The following is a 17,550-nucleotide window of genomic DNA, read 5'->3' on the forward strand; positions in this document are numbered from 1 at the left end:
GTCCCGCCTCCCCGCTCGCGGGGCGGCACCAATGCCTCCCCCGGGTCCTTCGGCCTCGGGGGAGGCGCTTCACGGGACTCTCACGGAGACGCCGGACCCCGGCGCCCCCTCGACCGCTCCTCGTCGAGGCCGTCCTCCGGCGCCTGGGCGGAGAAGCCGGTTTCGACGTCGGTGGGGGGTCCCTGGTCGGTCTCGGACGACTCCTCGCCGGTGGTGGGGAGCAGGGGATGTTCCTCCACCTCGTACCGCCGGATGTAGATACCGAGGAAGGTCTGTAGGCTCGCGCCGATGGGCAGGGCGAGCAACGCCCCCGGTGCGCCCAGGACCGCCAGGCCCGCCAGGACCGAGCCGAACGCCACAGCGGGATGCATGTCCAGCGTCTTGGCGGTGATGCGGGGCTGGAGCAGGTAGTTCTCGAACTGTTGGTAGACGATGACGAAGACCAGGACCCACACCGCGGGCCACACGCCCTCCAACAACGCCACGAGCACCGGGACGGCGCCGCCGATGTAGGTGCCGATGGTCGGAATGAACTGCGACAGCACCCCCACCCACAACGCCAGGGCGAAGGCGAAGGGGATGTCCAGTACGACCAGGACGAGGTAGTGCGCGGCGGAGCAGATCAGGGCCAGGAGCGCCCGGGAGTAGAGATAGCCGCCCGTCTTGGCGATCGCGATCTCCCAGGCCCGCAGGACCTCGCGCTGGGTCTTCGGAGGCAGGGCCGAGCAGATCACCCGACGAAAACGCGGCCCGTCGGCGCACAGGTAGAAGGTGAACAGCGCGATCGCCAGCCCGTTGAACAGCAGAGCGAGGACGGTGGTCCCCGCCCCCCAGACGTTCCCGGCGATCCGGGAGGCGTACTGCTCGACCACACCACTGGCACTGGAGATCTCGTTCAGCAGGGTGGTGGGGGAGTAGGAGGTGTTGAACGTGGTGTTGAACCAGTTCAGGGCGGCGCGGGTCATCGTCGGGACCTCGGAGGCGAAGGCCAGGACCTGTCCGATGAGCATGGACCCCAGCGTGGTGAGGAACATCACCACCAGCAGCACCACGAGCAGCATCACCATTCCGGTGGCGATCCCACGCGGCCACCGATGACGATGCAGCCAGTTGACCGCGGGCTCCAACGCCAGAGCGAGGAACAACGAGATCAACAGCAACATGATGAGGTCTTGCAACTGGACGAACAGCCACAGTGCGACGCCGAAGGCCGTGGCGATCCACAGGGCCAGCATCATGGCGCGGGGCAGCCAGGTGGGCATACCCCTGGCCCGGTCCGACCCTGGGGCATCGTGGGGTGGGATGTTCGTACGCAAACCCGATCTTCTCTCTGTGCGCGGCCCACGGGAGGACCTTCCCGTGCGCCGTGTCCTTCGAGGGCCGGCGTTCCCGCCCGTCACCCTCCACCACCCTCAAAGGTCGCGCCGCGCGCGTGGTGTCCCCCGCCCGTCACCCTCCACCACCCTCAAGGGCCGCGCCGCGCATGCCACACCCCGCCCGTCAAGAGGCCGCCACGGAAGGCCCCTTTCCGAGAACCGGGGAGATGTCACACCCCGGCCGGCTCCCACACCGGGACGATAGCGGCCCTCGGGATCGACGGGAACGCGGGACCGGTGCCCTTCCATGCCTCTTCCGCACCCTGAAGTCGGGCAAACCCGCCCGGTCCGCTCAGTCGTCGTAGAACGTCCTCTCCATGACGGCACGAGCTCGGCGGGTGGCGCGCAGGTAGGCCTCGGTCAGTTGTTCGCTCGGACCCTCCCAGTCCCCCTCCTCGTCCTCCCCGCTGTGGTACCCCATCGCCTCCGCCACCGCCGCACGTACCCGCAGGTCCGTGGGCAGGGAGTCGCCGCCGCGACCGCGCACCAGCATCACCGTCCCACGCACACGCGAGGCCATCTTCCAGGCGTGCGCCAGGACGTCGCCGTCCTCCTCGTCCACCAGGCCGGCCTCCACCGCCGCCTCCAGCGCCTCCAGTGTGCCCGTGGTCCGCAACCGCGGATACGCGTGGGCGTGACGCAGCTGGATCAGTTGGACGACCCACTCCACGTCCGACAACCCGCCCCGTCCCAGCTTGGTGTGCAGGGTGGGGTCGGCTCCACGGGGCAGCCTCTCCGCCTCCATGCGGGCCTTGAGCTTGCGGATCTCCAGCACCGCCGAGGAGTCGACGCCGCCCGTCGGGTAGCGGATCGGATCGACCAGTGTGGTGAACGCCTCACGCAGCCGTGGGTCCCCCGCCACGGGGGTGGCGCGCAGGAGCGCCTGGCTCTCCCACACCTGGGACCAGCGTTCGTAGTAGGCGGCGTAGGCGCTCAGGGTGCGCACCACCGGGCCGTTGCGCCCCTCCGGACGCAGATCGGTGTCCACCCTCAGCGGAGGCTCCGCGGCCGGCATCTCCAACAGCCGCGCCAGTTCGCGCACGATCGCCAGTGCCTGCCTGGTCGCCGCACCCGTGTCCACCCCGGGCAGGGGATCGTGCACGTACATCACGTCCGCGTCACTGGCGTAGGTCAGCTCGCCACCACCGAACCGGCCCATCGCCACCACGCACACCCGCGTGAGCGGTTCGTCCCCGGACGCCGCCACCACGTGGTTCTGGGCCAGGCGCAGTGCGGCCTCCATGGTCACCGCCGCGATGTCGGTCAGCGCCGAGCCCACCTCCCCGACCGACGACACCTCCAACAGGTCGGCGACGGCCGTGCGCAACAGTTCGCGGCGACGCAGCGCGCGTACCGCCGCGATCGACTCCTCGGCCGTGTCGTAACGGCGCTGGGCGGCCAACGCCTCGGCCGCCAGCATCTTCGGATCACGGCGCACCAGGTCGGCGTCATCGGCCAACGTCGCGACGAAACCTGGAGAACGCAGCAGCAGATCCGTCACGTAGCGGCTCGTACCCAGCAACCACGCCATGCGCTCGGCCACCCGCACGTCGTCCCGCAACAGACGCAGATACCACGGCGTGGTGCCCAGCGCCTCACTCACCTGACGGAACCCCAACAGCCCCGCGTCAGGATCGGGGGCGTCGGAGAACCAGTCCAGCATCACCGGTAACAGCGTCCGTTGGATCGCCGCACGTCGCGAGACGCCCGACGTCAGTGCCTCCAGGTGGCGCAGGGCTCCTCCAGGGTCGACGAATCCCAACGCCTCCAAACGGTCTCTGGCCTGCTCCGGCGACAGCCGCGCCTCGTCACTCGGCAACTGGGCGACCGCGTTGAGCAAAGGTCGATAGAACAGCTTCTCGTGCAGGCGCCGCACGTTCGCCGACACCCGGCGGCGCGCGTCGGTCAGCTCCCTGACCGGGTCGGAGGTGAACCCGAGCGCACGTCCCAGCCGGCGCAGCCGCTCGGACCCCTCCTCCACGGCGTGATCGGGCATCAGATGCGTGCGCCGCAGCCGCTCCAGCTGCAACAGGTGCTCCAAGCGGCGAAGGAACCTGTAGGCCTCCGCCAGCCTGGCCGCGTCGGTACGGCCCACGTACCCGTGTTCGGACAGTGCGGCCAACGCCTCCAGGGTGTTGCCCGAACGCAGCCGCTCGTCGGTACGTCCGTGCACGAGCTGTAGCAGCTGTACGGAGAACTCGATGTCGCGCAGCCCGCCCCGGCCCAGTTTCAGTTCGCGCTCGGCCTCTCCCGCCGGGATGTGCGCCACGACCCGGCGGCGCATCGCCTGCACGTCCTCCACGAAACCCGGACGGCTCGCGGCACTCCACACCATGGGGGAGATCATCTCCATGTAGGCCCGACCCAGTTCCCTGTCGCCGGCGATCGGACGGGCCTTGAGCAGTGCCTGGAACTCCCAGGTCTTGGCCCAACGCTCGTAGTAGGCGCGATGCCCCGACAGCGGACGCACCAGCGACCCGTTGCGGCCCTCCGGACGCAGAGCCGGGTCCACCTCCCACAGGGTGCCCTCGGCGTCGGTCTCCGAGGGCAGACGCATCATCGCCGTGGCCAGCCGGGTCGCCGCGCGCATCGCCCTCTGCTCGTCCACCGTCCCTTCCGCACCGGGCGTCTCGGCCGGTTCGGCCACGAAGACCACGTCCACGTCGCTGACGTAGTTCAGTTCACGGCCGCCGCACTTGCCCAGGCCGATGACGGCCAGGCGACACAGGGCGGCGTCCTCGGGATGCTCGGCCCGGGCCACCGCCAAGGCGGCGTCCAGCATCGAGGCCGCCAGGGCGGCCAGTTCCGCGGCGACCTCGTCCACCGTGCACAGACCGCTCAGGTCCCGTCCCGCCAGACGCAGCACCCGCTTGCGGTAGGCCACACGCAGAAGACGGCGAAGGGAGGTGAGGGAGCCGTCCTCCGTCACGGCGGGGTCGGCGGTGGGTCGCGGGCTGTGGGGGTCGGCGCCCACGGTGTGCATCAGCCCTCGGCGCACCTCGTCCGGTTCGGGCGAGCGAGCGGCGTCGGCGCCCCGCAGTTCCCGCCAGTGTCCCGGGTGGCGCACCAGGTGGTCGGTCAGGGCCGTGCTGGTGCCGAGCACCCTGCACAGCCGGTCACGCAGGTCCCGGTCCTCGCGTAGGGCGTCCAGGACCGCCGAGGGGTCCGGGTCCGCCTCCAGGACCCGGAGCAGTCCCAACAGGGCCCGGTCGGGGTCGGGGGCCACGGAAAGAGCGGTGATGACCTCGGTGTCGGCCCGCACGTCCAGGCCGGCCTCGACCAACAGACGCAGGGCCCGGGTGCTGTCGCTGAAGCCACGCCTGGCGAGCGCGCCCGCCGTGATGTTCGTTGTTCCGTCCCTTGCCACGCGTCAACGGTAACCGTGGGCCACCCCGACGGCCACACACGGTCCCGGACCGGTGCCCACCCGGCGGGGCGGTGGTCTCGATGCCGCCGCGGGCCGCTCGGACGCGGACGGGGCCGCCGGGACTTCGAGGGTCCTCGACCCCCGGATCCGGCGGTGCCTCGGGACATCCCCGAGGCACCGTCGGCCCCCTCGGGATCAGATGTCGTAGTAGAGCTCGAACTCGCGCGGGTGCGGTCGCAGACGCAGGGAGTCGATCTCCTCGGTGCGCTTGAAGTCCACGTAGGTCTCGATGAGGTCCTTGGTGAACACACCGCCTTCGAGCAGGAACTCGTGGTCGGTCTCCAGGGCCTCCAGGGCGCCGTCCAAGGACGCGGGAACGGTCTTGATGGCCTGGGCCTCCGCCGGGGGCAGCTCGTACAGGTCCTTGTCGACCGGCTCCGGCGGCTCGATCTTGTTGCGGACACCGTCGACGCCGGCCATCAACATGGCGGAGAAGGCCAGGTAGGGGTTGGCCGACGGGTCCGGCACGCGGAACTCGATGCGCTTGGCCTTGGGGTTGGCGCCGGTCAGCGGCAGACGGATGCAGGCGGAGCGGTTGCGCTGACTGTAGACCAGGTTGATCGGCGCCTCGTAACCGGGGACCAGACGGTGGTAGGAGTTCACCGTCGGGTTGGTGAAGGCCAGCAGCGCCGGCGCGTGCCGGAGCAGACCGCCGATGTAGTAGCGGGCCGTGTCCGAGAGTTGGCCGTAGCCGGACTCGTCGAAGAACAGCGGTTCGCCGTCCTTCCACAGGCTCTGGTGGCAGTGCATGCCCGAGCCGTTGTCACCGAACAGCGGCTTGGGCATGAAGGTGGCCGTCTTGCCCGCGGCGTTGGCGACGTTCTTGACGATGTACTTGTACAGCTGGACGGTGTCCGCGTGCTGGAGCAGGGTGCCGAACCTGATACCGATCTCGGCCTGGCCCGCGGTGCCGACCTCGTGGTGCTGGAGTTCGACCTCGATACCGGCGTCGATCAGGGCGCGGACCATGTCCGAGCGCAGGTCACTGTAGTGGTCGACCGGTTCGACGGGGAAGTAGCCGCCCTTGTAGCGCGGCCGGTAACCGCGGTTGCCGCCTTCGATGGAGGAGCCGGTGTTCCAGGCTCCCTCGATGGAGTCGATCTCGTAGTAGCCGGTGTTGGACCGGGTCTCGAACTTGACGTCGTCGAAGATGTAGAACTCGGCCTCGGCGCCGAAGAAGGCGGTGTCGGCGACGCCCGAGCCGCGCAGATAGGCCTCGGCCTTACGGGCGACGTTACGCGGGTCGCGACTGTAGGACTCCAGGGTCAGCGGGTCGTGGACGAAGAACGTCATGTTCAGCGTCTTGTGCTTGCGGAACGGGTCCAGCACGCCGGTGGCCAGGTCGGGCAGCAGCAGCATGTCGGACTCGTGGATGGCCTGGAAGCCGCGGATCGAGGAGCCGTCGAACATCTGCCCGTCGGTGAATGTGGACTCGTCGACGTTCTCGACCGGTAGGGTGACGTGGTTCACGCCTCCGAACAGGTCCGTGAAGCGTACGTCGAGGAACTTCACGTCCTCGTCCCGGATGTAGGCGAGTACCTCGTCGACGTTACTGAACACAACGAACCTCCGTACAGATGGCTGAGACGGCGGACCACGGCCCGCACCATCACGGACGTGTCGGGTCGAGCACCGCCTCCCGGCTTCGTCGTCGACGTTAGGAGGGGGCGGTTTCCGTGCCATGTCTCGATTGTTTCCTGCATGTTACGGATCCGGATGTTTCCGCAGGACACACGGTATGACCAGGGGGTCTCGCCGCGTGGAGGGCGGAAAACGGGGCATTCCGCGACATCTGTTCCGACCCCTGCCCCGAAAGAAGGCGGGGCACTCCACGGCGGCCCGGTCGCCCCGGAGACGGGTGGGGCCCTGGCGCGGATACCGTGGAGACATGAGTGACGAGAGCCCGAGCAACGCCGCCACCACCCCCGGGGACGACTTCCGGTACCGGGGCAACCGTCTTGGTCTGCCCGAGAGCGGTAGCGGTTCGGTGCCCGGTGTCATGAGACGCCTGGCCGGCCTGGCCCTGGACTGGCTGCTGGCCCTCATGCTCGCCGGGACCGCCTATGGCCTTGGGATCATCGGCTCCGGCGCGACCTCCCAGGAAGAGGTCGTCTCCCTGCTCAACAACACCGCCCTCGTCATCTTCGCGGCGATGAACATCCTCCTGCTGACCCTCTTCGGTACCAGCGTCGGTCGTCGTATCGTCGGTGTCGGCATCCAGGCCACCGGTGAGCGCTCCTGGCCCTGGTTCGTCTCCATGACGGTGCGTACCCTGCTGTTGTGCCTGGTCATCCCCGCCGTGATCTATGACCGTGACACCCGGGGCCTGCACGACAGGGCCGCCGGAACGGTCGCCACCCGCTACTGACGTCGCCGGCAGGGGCGCCCCGAACAGGGGAAGTATGCGCACGTATGTGCGCACATGTCCCGAGCTGCTGTTAACATCCGTTCATCTCCTGCCCGGGGTCGGCCGAGATGGGCACGCTCTTCCGCGAGTCCCCACCCCGGCTCCCGTCACCCCCTCCGAAGGTTCGCATGGCTGGAAAACGCTCTGCCCCCCGCCCCTCGGGCGCACTCAGCGCCATGCGGATGTCCGCGGGCCAATGGACCGCCTGTGTCGCCACGGCCCTGGCCATCATCGCCAGCCTCGGCGGCTACGGCTGGTACCAGGGGATCGTCGGCAACATCACCACCGCACAGGTGGACACCGACGCCTGGGACCGGCCCACCAGCGTCGAGGGCGTGATGAACCTGCTCATCATCGGCTCCGACGTCCGTTCGGGGGAGAACGCCGACTACGGCGAGGCCGAGGGCGAGCGGCCCGACACCATGCTCATCGCCAGCATCAACGTCGACAACGGCGCGGCCACCCTGGTCAACCTGCCCCGCGACCTGGTGGTGGATCTGCCCGGTTGTGAGGCGGTCGAGGGCTATGAGGGGATGAACCCGCACAGCGGCATGATCAACTCCGCGATGACCTTCGGCGGCATCGGCTGCCAGTGGTTGGCCGTGGAACAGGTCACCGGAGTGCACCTGGACCACTTCGTCATGATGGACTTCGCCGGGTTCAAGGACATGGTGGACGCCATCGGCGGCGTGGAGATGTGCATTCCCGCACCGGTCGACGACCCCAAGGCGCACCTGGAACTGGACGCGGGCCTACAGACGCTCGACGGCGAGGAGTCGCTGGGCTACGTACGCTCCCGCTACGGCCAGGGCGACGGCAGCGACCTGTCCCGTATCGACCGTCAGCAGGAGTTCATGGGCGCGATGCTGCGCCAGGTGCTCAGCAGCGAGGTCATGACCAGCCCGATGACCATCACCGGTTTCCTCCGAGCGGTCACCGACTCGGTCACCACCGACGAGGAACTGACCGTCGAGACCATGACCGACATCGCCATCTCCATGCGCGAGGTCGATCTCGGCCGTATCCAGTTCGTCACCGTGCCCAACGGCCAGCACCCCGACGACGCCAACAGGCTCATCATGAGGCAGCCCGACGCCGCCGACCTGTTCGAGGCGATCAACGCCGGCACCTACCTGGAGGCCGAGGAGGAGAAGGGGGAGACGGCCGAGGAGGCGCCGGCCCCCGCGGAGATCTCCCTGGAGATCCTCAACAACACCACCATCGAAGGGCTGGCGGGCGAGGTGGAGACGGTCCTGCTCGGTGAGGGGTACGACGTCACCGGCACGGGCAACCCGATCGCACGCTTCCCCGAGGCCACCACGGTCTACTACGCGCCGGGACAGGAGGCCGCCGCCGACCTGCTGGCGGGCTCGTTGGAGAACGCGCAGACCGCCGAGGAGGCGGGACTCTCCCAGGACCTGGAACTGGTGATCGGGCAGGACTGGTCCGGTTTCGCCGGAGGAGGCGGCTCCTCCGGGTCCGGAGTGTCCATCACGGAGGACCTGGGCGGTACCACCGCCGAGAAGAAGGAGAGCGCCTGCTGACCGGGGCGGGCCGGTGGTGGGCTGACACAGTACGTACCTTCCGATAGCATCCGGCCGGTACGTCCGTGTCGCCGCGTACGGTGCGCGCCTTCCCTCCGGCCGGACAGGTCTCCGTCCCATACCGAAGCGCAGGTTCCCCTTGACTCCCAAAAACATGTCCTCGGCGTCCGCCGGGAAGATGAGTCTCGGCCAGTGGGCGGCGTGCGGAGCGACCGGTCTGCTCATCGCGGCGAGCCTGACCGTCTATGCGGGATACCGCGACGCCCTCGGTATCGACACGGAAGAGATCAACACCGACGCCTGGGGCGACCGCCCCGCACAGGCGGAGGGCATCCACAACATCCTGTTGCTGGGCACGGACGAGCGCGCGGGCGAGGACGCCTCCTACAACGAACTGCACGGCATCCGCCCCGACGTGCTGGTCGTGGTGAGCATCGACGTGGACAAGGGCGGGGTGACCATGATCAACCTGCCCCGTGACCTGGTCGTGGAGCTGCCCGACTGCGAGCCCAGGGACGAGGCCCCGGGCGTGTCCGCCGGCACGGTGGACCAGATCAACCACGCCATGACCTACGGCGGCATGGACTGCCAGGGCAACACGGTGGAGACGATCACCGACATCCATCTGGACCACATGGTGATGGTCGACTTCGCGGGTTTCCAGGAGATCGTGGACTCCATCGGCGGGGTCGAGATGTGCGTTCCCGAACCGATCGACGACCCCAAGGCCCACATCACGCTGGACGCGGGAGTGCAGACCCTCGACGGGGCACAGGCGCTGGGGCTGGCCCGCTCCCGGGACAGCACGGCGCAGGGCAGCGACCTGAACCGGATCGAGAACCAGCAGAGGATGATCGGCGCCATCCTGCGTGAGGTCACCAGCGGAGACGTCCTGTCCAGTCCCACGATGCTCTACGACTTCATGCGCTCGGTCACCGACAGCATGGTGACCGACGACGGGTTCAACGTCGACGAGATGACCGAGCTGGCCATCTCCATGCGCGAGGTCGACCTGAGTCGGATCACGATGGTCACCGTGCCGGTCGTCGACGCCCCCAGCGACAACAACAGGGTCGCGCTCGACGAGGGAGCCGCCCGGGAGCTGTTCGCCGCGGTGGCCGCCGGGGAGGTGCTGCCGGAGGAGGACGGGGAAGGGGCCTCGGAGACCGAGGAGTCCGACGTCGAACCCGGCGACGTGTCCGTGCGACTGCTCAACAACACGGGGATCAACGGGCTGGCCGGACAGGTCGAACCCATCCTGGCCGACGAGTACGGATTCGACGTCACCGAGACCGGTAACCCCGTCGAGCGGCTGCCCGGAGCCACCACCGTCTACCACGGACCGGACCGGCGTGCCCACGCCGAGGAGTTGGCCTCGGTCCTGGCCGTCGCCCAGGTGGAGGAGGTCCCCGACCTCGGAGAGGAGCTGGAACTGGTGATGGGCCAAGACTGGGCGGGGATCTCCGGAGACGGCGCAGGTGACGCTGGAGGCGGTGACGAGGGGGAGGCGGATCCGCTGGCCGGGCTCGGAGCCACCTCCGCCGCCGAGGACTCCGTCTCCTGCGACTGACCTTCCCTCGACCCGCGTTCGGCCCCTGCGCGTCACCGAGAACGCGCGGGACCCCTTACCTCGTCCGCCGACTCGACCGGAGGCCGAGTCGGCGTTCTGGCCAAGGGCGGACAAGAGGTGTTCCCCCTCCGCCGCACTCTGCTTCCGTCCCCGCCATGAGCGGGCTCCGTGCTCCTTGGGACGCGTCCTCGTCGTCCTCCCGGGCTGCGCACGGGCCGTCCTGGGGAGCCGGGCGGCGAAGCAGGGGAACACCGTCCTCTCCTTCTCCGCCCTCCCCCACGAAGGCGGCCTCCTGCCCTCGGTCCCGGTCGGAGGCGTCCCCGTCGCGCTCGCCGCACCCCTGCGCCGAGGTGCCGAGTCGGGCGGACGCCGAGGGGCTCCTCGGACGCCGGCCCACGAGGGCGGCGGTGTCCACGCGCACCTGGGCGGGCTTGTGGACGAGCGGGACGTGACGCCCGCCCGGCTCTTTGCACGGGGTCGGTGCCACCGTCGCCGACCCGAAGCCCTGCACGGCCACCAGCTCGACCGGGTCGCGCACGGCGACGGGGCCGCCGCACCTGTCGGTACGACGGCCCCGTCCGCGTTCGAGGAGGCGGTGCGGCTAGCCGCCCATCTGGCCGCGCAGGCCCTTGGGCAGCTTGCCGCCCTTGGGAAGGGGGCCCTTGGGCATCTGCATCTTGGGCGGAAGCGCCTTGAGACGGTAGTTCAGCTCCGCCGTCCCGGCCTTGTCCAGGTTGCGGGGCAGCTTGACCAGGGCGCGCTGTAGTTTGGAGATCGGCACCTGGTCCTCGCCGTTGCCGACCTTCATGTCGTAGATGGGGGTGTCGTAGGCCACCCGTGCCACGCGCTTCTTCTCGGCGGCGATCAACGGCCGGAGGCGGTTGGGGTCCCCCTCTCCCACCAGGATCACGCCGGGGCGGCCCACCACGCGGTGAACGACGTCCATCTGCTTGTTGGCCGCCACACCGGGTTCGACCACCCAGTTACCGCGCATGTTGTCCAGGATCGCCATCCCCGCGCCCAGACGTCCGTCCAAGAGCTTGTACTGCACACGCTGCGCGGAGCGGGTGAAGATGATGAAGCCGACCAGGAAGGCGATCGGCAGGCCCGTCAGCGGCCACAGGATCCACGAGCCGGTCCAGACGCCGATGCCCACGAAGGCCGCGAGGATGACCACGGCCACGAGGGCCGCGAGCGGGATGCTCCGCGGACTCTGTTGGTGGACGACCTTGGCGACCATGCCGATCTGCTTCAGACGGCCCGGCTGCTTCTCGGCACCGTCCTTGCCCTTGGCGGTGTTCTGTGAACCCTTTTTCGCCATCGTGCTCTCAGGCAGCGCGCCGATGCCGGGTCGACGGGGACGACGGGGTCCCTGGCTGCCTTGCCTCCTCTTCGCGGTCAACGTGGGTGCGGTGCCCTCCGGCGCCGCCAAGGCGCCTGTCCTCACCAGGATATGTGGGCGTGCTCGTACATGAGGAACGGTGGCCATGCGGCCACCGTTCCAGGTTGGTCACGACTCGGGCGGAAAACCCGTTACGCGTTGTTCGTCAGGGCGGCGTTCTCGGCCTCCCGCTTCTCCTTCGCCTGCTTGTACAGGCGTCCGGCGCGGTAGGAGGAGCGCACCAGCGGACCCGACATGACACCGGCGAAGCCGATCTCCTCGGCCTCCTTGCCCAGCTCCACGAACTCCTCGGGCTTCACCCACCGGTCGATCGGGTGGTGCAGCTTGGAGGGGCGCAGGTACTGGGTGATGGTGAGCAGATCGCACCCGGCCTCGTGCAGGTCGCGCATCGCCTCGCTGATCTCCTCACGGGTCTCGCCCATGCCCAGGATCAGGTTCGACTTGGTGACCAGGCCGTCCGCACGGGCCTCGGTGATCACCTTCAGGGAGCGCTCGTAACGGAAACCGGGCCGAATGCGCTTGAAGATCCGCGGCACCGTCTCGATGTTGTGCGCGAGGACCTCCGGGCGCGAACCGAACACCTCCGCCAGCTGGTCGGGTTCGGCGTTGAAGTCGGGGATGAGCAGTTCCACGCCCGTGTCCGGGTTCAGCTCGTGGATCTTGCGGACGGTCTCGGCGTACAACCAGGCGCCGCCGTCCTCCAGGTCGTCACGGGCCACACCGGTGATGGTGGCGTAGCGCAGCCCCATGGTCTTCACGGAGTTGGCGACCTTGGTCGGCTCCATGCGGTCCAGGGCGGTGGGCTTGCCGGTCGCGATCTGACAGAAGTCGCAGCGTCGCGTGCACTGGTCGCCGCCGATGAGGAAGGTGGCCTCGCGGTCCTCCCAGCACTCGTAGATGTTGGGGCACCCGGCCTCCTGGCACACCGTGTGCAGGCCCTCGTTCTTGACCAGGGAGTGGAGCTCGGTGTACTCGGGCCCCATGTGCGCCTTGATCTTGATCCACGGCGGCTTCTTCTCGATGGGGGTCTCGCTGTTGCGCGCCTCCACGCGCAGCAGCTTGCGGCCCTCAGGAGCGATGGTCAACGTGAACCCGTTCCCTTCTGCGTCCCGTCGCGGGGACTCTTCACGCCCCTCGTGGGGGCAACGCGTCCCTGCGGGGACTGGCTCATGGTGTGGTGTGTCGTCCGGGGACGGTGACGCCGGAGAGCAGCTCCGCGCCGTCGGTGTGGCTGTAACCGTCCGCACCGAGGACGTCGGCCAGATGGCGCTCCATCCGCGGCCTGACGTCGGCCACGGTCACCCCGCGTCCCAGTTCGGCGGAGAGCGAGGTCGTGCCGGCGTCGGTGATCCCACATGGGATGATCCGGTCGTACCACGACAAATCATTGTCGCAGTTCAGGGCAAGCCCGTGCATACCGACTCCGCGAGCGATCCGGCAACCGATGGCGGCCACTTTGCGTTCGATCAGACCGCGGTCGGGATCGGCGTCCAACCACACCCCGGTGCGACCCTCCACCCGCTTGCCGGTCAGACCGTACTCCGCGATCGTGAGCAGGATGGCCTCCTCCAGCATCCGAACGTAGGCGATCACGTCCACGGGGTCCGGAATCCGGACGATGGGGTACACCGTCAGTTGTCCGGGGCCGTGCCAGGTGATCTTGCCGCCCCTGTCGATGTCCACGACCGGCGCGCCGGGGTCGGTGATGGGACGATCCCACTTCCCGGTGCGCTTTCCCGCCGTGTAGACGGGTTCGTGTTCCAAGAACAGGACGGTGTCGTCCACCTCGTCGGCGACGCGGCGCTCGTGGAGCCGCTTCTGCAAGTCCCATCCCTGGTGGTAAGGGACGGGAGCGTCGCCCAGCCATGCGTAAACGAGATCACTCACATCCCCCACCTTACGCCCCGGCGGTGGGTGCGGGTCGGGCCAGGACCTCGGATAGGGCACTGTCCACGGTGGGCAGTTCGAAGGAATATCCGGCCTTCATCAGACGTTCGGGAACCACTCTGAGGTCGGTCAGCACGGTCTCCTCCGCGAAGTCCCCCAGGACCGCGCGCATCGCCATGGCGGGAACGGGGAGGGGGGTCGGACGCCCCAGGGCCCGCCCCAGGGCCAGGGAGAAGTCCGCGTTGTCGACGGGCTCGGGCGCGCACACGTTCACCGGCCCGGTGATCTCCGGATGTTCCAACAGGAAGCGGATCGCCCCGATCTGGTCGCGCAGGGAGATCCAGCTCATGTACTGCGTTCCCGGCCCCAACCTTCCACCCAGTCCCGCTCGGTAGAGCGGGAGCAGGGCGCGCAACAGGCCGCCCGAACGGTCGAGCACCACCCCGATGCGCATGTGGGCCACCGACAGACCCGCCTCGCGGGCGGGGGCCGCGGCCTCCTCCCAGTCCCGGCACACCTCGGCCAGGAAACCGGTTCCCGGCGGGCCGTCCTCGGTCGCCGTCCTCCCTCCGGTGTCACCGTAGTAGTGCACTCCCGAGGCGGTCAGCAGACGCGGTGGGGGCCGCCTCATGTCGGCCAGGGCCCGGCACAGGGTCCTCGTGCCGCGCACCCTGCTGCGCCGGATCAGGGTGCGCCTGTGTCGTGTCCACAGGGCCGGACCGATCGGGGCTCCGGCCAGATGGACCACGGCGTCGGCCTCGTGCAGGGCGACGGTGTCGACGCGTCCTTGTTCGGGACGCCACTCCGCCTCCTCCACACCGGCCGGACACCGCCCCCGAGGCGGGTGCCGCACCATGCGCACCACCGTGTGCCCGTCGGAGAGCAGGGACGCCTCCAGCGCCCCGCCGATGAGTCCTGATACCCCCGTGATCGCCACTCTCATGCTCGGGGATCTACCCCTCGGGCTTCGCGAATCGCCTGGAAGAGGCAGGCAAAGGTGTGCTCCCACGTCGCCTGCGGGTTTTTCTTCGATTTTTTCCACGAAAGCGCTGCGGAGAGGTGCCTGTGTCTTCTACGTTGAACATGTGACAGGAACTCCGTGTCAATGCGGGGCTACTGTGGGCGACGTGCCGTCGGGTCGGTCGGCGCGTGCCCGCTCTCAGACCTTTGATGATGGGGATCATCAGGGGATGGTGATTGGTGGGGTAGGAAGACGGGGCGGTGCCGGGAGGCACCGCCCCGTCCACCCTCCAGCGGTGCAGTGCAAGAGGCGCCGAAAGCGGTCACGCGGTGTCTTCCGAACGTCTCACGAGCCACCGTTCCCGTGCCCGACGTCCACGGGAGAAGGGTTCTCAGTCCGGATAGGGACGGCGCTCCCTGGCCTCGCGCAGAGCCAGGGCCCACCAGGTCAGCAGGCGTAACATCCGCTCCACGGCGGCCTCGGACGCCGACATGTCCACCACCGGCTCCCCGTCGCCGTCGAACATCGCGTGGGCGTTGTGCAGGCTGACCGTGTCGCGGATCGTGGCGGTGTGCAGCTCGGAGAAGACCGAACGCAACTGCTCGACCGCTCTCAGTCCCCCCGAGATCCCGCCGTAGGAGACGAACCCCACGGCCTTGCCGAACCACTCCTTGCGAGCGGCGTCGATGGTGCTCTTGAGTTCACCGGGATAACCGTGGTTGTACTCCGGAGTCACCACCACGTATCCGTCGGAATCCGCCAGGGTCCGGGCCGCTGCCGGTGCCATCGGCCCGCCGTGCCCGTCGCCGGCCCCCATGTCCTCCACGTCCAGGAAGGTGAATTCGACGGTCGGGTCCGGGTACTTGACGGCGAGTTCGGCGAACCAGCGCGTGACGGCGATCCCGGTTCGGCCCCGGCGGTTGACTCCGAGGATGACCGTGATCCGGAGGTTGTCCATGGGGTCCTTGCTGTTGGTGCGGGTTTCGGCCCGCGGGAAGCGGGCGCGGGCGGGCTGACGTCGCCCGGGTCAGGGGGAGGGCCGCGCCACGCACCGTGGATTCTGACGGTCCCACGCTAGGACCTCAAGTGCGCTTGAGGTCAAATCGGGCGCGCCTGAAGAAGGGGGCCGGGTCGGACGCCGTTCCACGGCGTCCGACCCGGCCGGGCCGCACTCCTGTGCTAGGACAGGCCCAGCTCGCTCTCGAAGGCGCCCTCCTCCAAGCGTTCCTTGATCGTCTGGAGGAAGCGTCCGGCGTCGGCGTTGTCGATCAGACGGTGGTCGTGCGCCAGCGACAGGTACACCATCGAGCGCACCGCGATCACCTCGCCGCCCATCGACGGGTCCGCGACCACGACGGGACGCTTGACGACCGCGCCGGTGCTCAGGATCGCCACCTGGGGCTGGTTGATGATCGGCGTGCCGAACAGTGCGCCGGTGTTGCCGGTCTCGGCGATGGTGAACGTACCGCCGCCCAGTTCGTCCGGGCCCAGCCTGCCGGTGTGCGCACGCTCGCTCAGGTCGGTGATCTTGTGCGCGAGCTCGCTCAGGCCGAGCCTGCCCGCCTCCCTGACGACCGGGGCGAGGAGGCCGCGCTCGGTGTCCACCGCCACTCCGAGGTTCTCCACGTCGTGGTAGGTGACCTCCTGCCGGTCGCCGTCGATGACCGCGTTGAGCTTGGGGTGGGCCCGCAGGGCCCCCACCGTGGCCAGCGCGAAGAAGGGGAAGAAGTCCAGCGAGTCGTCACCGCGCTCGGCGACCTGCTCGAGCAGCCGGGCGATCTTGGTGACGTCCACCTCGATGACCTGGGTGGTCGTGGCCGAGACGTGCAGCGACTCCACCATCCTGTCCGCGATGGACAGGCGCAGGCGGGTGAGCTTCTCGGTACGGCCGCGCAGCGAGGTGTCGGTGGTCGCCTGGCGCGGGGTCGAGGCGGCGGCCGGACTGGCGCTCTTGCGCTCCTCCGCGGCCTTGAGCACGTCCTGCTTGCGGATGCGTCCGCCCACGCCGGTGCCGCTGACCCTGCTCAGCTCCACGCCGTGCTCGGCGGCGAGCCTGCGCACCAGTGGTGTCACGTACGCCTCGGCCCCGGCGTCGGTCCCCGAGGCGCGACCGGTGCCGCTGAGCGTCTCGACGTCCACCGACGGGCCCTCGTCGGCCTGTTCGTCCCTCGCGGGCTTCGCCGCCTGAGGAGCGGCGGGCTCCGGCTCGGGCTCGGGTTCCGGCTCGGACTCCGGTTCGGGGGCGGGCTCGGGCTCCGGCTCGGCCCTGGGCGGAGCGGGAGCCTCGGAGACGGCCGGGGGTTCGTCGCCGGTACCGCCGATGACGGCGATCTGGGCGCCGATCTCCACGGTCTCGTCCTCTTCGACGAGGATCTGGGTGAGCACGCCTGCGGCCGGTGACGGGATCTCGGTGTCCACCTTGTCGGTGGAGACCTCAAGGAGCGGTTCGTCCACCTCGACGGTGTCGCCCACGTTCTTCAGCCACTGTGTGACCGTCCCTTCGGTGACGCTCTCACCCAGGGCGGGCATGGTCACCGACGTGGTCGGGCCACTGGAGGAGGACTCCTGCGGCGCGGCGGGGGCGGACTCGGGCTCGGGCTCCGGTTCCGGCTCGACCTCGGCTTCGGGCTCGGGTTCCGGCTCGGGCTCCGCCTCGGCCGCGGGCTGCGATGCCTCGGCCCCGGTGTCGTCGTCGCTCCCGGCGGCGCTCTCCCCCTCGTCGCCGATGACGGCGATCTGGGCGCCGATCTCCACGGTCTCGTCCTCTTCGACGAGGATCTGGGTGAGCACGCCTGCGGCCGGTGACGGGATCTCGGTGTCCACCTTGTCGGTGGAGACCTCAAGGAGCGGTTCGTCCACCTCGACGGTGTCGCCCACGTTCTTCAGCCACTGTGTGACGGTCCCCTCGGTGACGCTCTCACCCAGGGCAGGCATGGAAACGGTTGTCGGCATGGGTCCCTCGTTGGATCTGGGCGC

The 17,550-nt window shown here is 69.1% G+C and carries 12 protein-coding genes; 3 read left to right on the forward strand and 9 right to left on the reverse strand.

All coding sequences use genetic code 11. The annotated features are described in order from the left end of the window. Positions 1-80 precede the first annotated feature (80 nt). From PFX91_RS06395 to glnA, 3 genes are all read right to left on the reverse strand, one after another. On the reverse strand, positions 81-1,262 hold the full coding sequence (locus tag PFX91_RS06395) for an AI-2E family transporter (RefSeq protein ID WP_285730159.1): 1,182 nt from the start codon (positions 1,260-1,262) through the stop codon (positions 81-83). Between the two features lie 406 nt (positions 1,263-1,668). Beyond that, a complete protein-coding gene (locus PFX91_RS06400; RefSeq protein ID WP_285730456.1) occupies positions 1,669-4,719 on the reverse strand; it encodes a bifunctional [glutamine synthetase] adenylyltransferase/[glutamine synthetase]-adenylyl-L-tyrosine phosphorylase in 3,051 nt (1,016 codons plus the stop codon). 219 nt (positions 4,720-4,938) lie between these two features. After that, positions 4,939-6,363: a type I glutamate--ammonia ligase gene (gene glnA / locus PFX91_RS06405; RefSeq protein ID WP_285730161.1), complete on the reverse strand. Its 1,425-nt coding sequence runs from the start codon at positions 6,361-6,363 to the stop codon at positions 4,939-4,941. Positions 6,364-6,691: 328 nt separating this feature from the next. On the opposite strand from glnA, the gene PFX91_RS06410 reads away from it, so the two are divergent. From PFX91_RS06410 to PFX91_RS06420, 3 genes are all read left to right on the forward strand, one after another. Next, positions 6,692-7,171, forward strand: a complete 480-nt coding sequence (locus tag PFX91_RS06410) for an RDD family protein (protein ID WP_285730163.1) — start codon at positions 6,692-6,694, stop codon at positions 7,169-7,171. 167 nt (positions 7,172-7,338) lie between these two features. Then, positions 7,339-8,754, forward strand: a complete 1,416-nt coding sequence (locus tag PFX91_RS06415; protein WP_285730165.1) for an LCP family protein — start codon at positions 7,339-7,341, stop codon at positions 8,752-8,754. Positions 8,755-8,932: 178 nt separating this feature from the next. After that, a complete protein-coding gene (locus PFX91_RS06420; protein ID WP_285730457.1) occupies positions 8,933-10,324 on the forward strand; it encodes an LCP family protein in 1,392 nt (463 codons plus the stop codon). Between the two features lie 601 nt (positions 10,325-10,925). Here the strand turns inward: PFX91_RS06420 and PFX91_RS06425 are convergent. The 6 genes from PFX91_RS06425 to sucB form a co-directional block, all read right to left on the reverse strand. Continuing rightward, positions 10,926-11,645, reverse strand: a complete 720-nt coding sequence (locus PFX91_RS06425) for a DUF4191 domain-containing protein (RefSeq protein WP_285730166.1) — start codon at positions 11,643-11,645, stop codon at positions 10,926-10,928. 212 nt (positions 11,646-11,857) lie between these two features. Then, positions 11,858-12,811, reverse strand: a complete 954-nt coding sequence (gene lipA, locus PFX91_RS06430; protein WP_285730169.1) for a lipoyl synthase — start codon at positions 12,809-12,811, stop codon at positions 11,858-11,860. 82 nt (positions 12,812-12,893) lie between these two features. Further along, complete coding sequence (gene lipB, locus PFX91_RS06435) at positions 12,894-13,613, reverse strand: lipoyl(octanoyl) transferase LipB (RefSeq protein WP_285730171.1); 720 nt, start codon at positions 13,611-13,613, stop codon at positions 12,894-12,896. Positions 13,614-13,623: 10 nt separating this feature from the next. After that, positions 13,624-14,556 carry a TIGR01777 family oxidoreductase gene (locus PFX91_RS06440; protein ID WP_285730172.1) on the reverse strand — a complete coding sequence of 311 codons (933 nt, stop codon included), beginning with the start codon at positions 14,554-14,556 and terminating at the stop codon, positions 13,624-13,626. Positions 14,557-14,965: 409 nt separating this feature from the next. Beyond that, a complete protein-coding gene (locus PFX91_RS06445) occupies positions 14,966-15,532 on the reverse strand; it encodes an NADPH-dependent FMN reductase (RefSeq protein WP_285730173.1) in 567 nt (188 codons plus the stop codon). A 221-nt stretch (positions 15,533-15,753) separates the two neighbouring features. Continuing rightward, the gene (gene sucB / locus PFX91_RS06450; protein WP_285730174.1) at positions 15,754-17,526 is read right to left on the reverse strand and encodes a 2-oxoglutarate dehydrogenase, E2 component, dihydrolipoamide succinyltransferase; all 1,773 of its coding nucleotides are present in this window, start codon (positions 17,524-17,526) and stop codon (positions 15,754-15,756) included. Positions 17,527-17,550 lie beyond the last annotated feature (24 nt).

Origin of the sequence: Nocardiopsis sp. ATB16-24, from assembly GCF_030271535.1 — a bacterium.
In the GTDB taxonomy this organism is placed as follows: domain Bacteria; phylum Actinomycetota; class Actinomycetes; order Streptosporangiales; family Streptosporangiaceae; genus Nocardiopsis.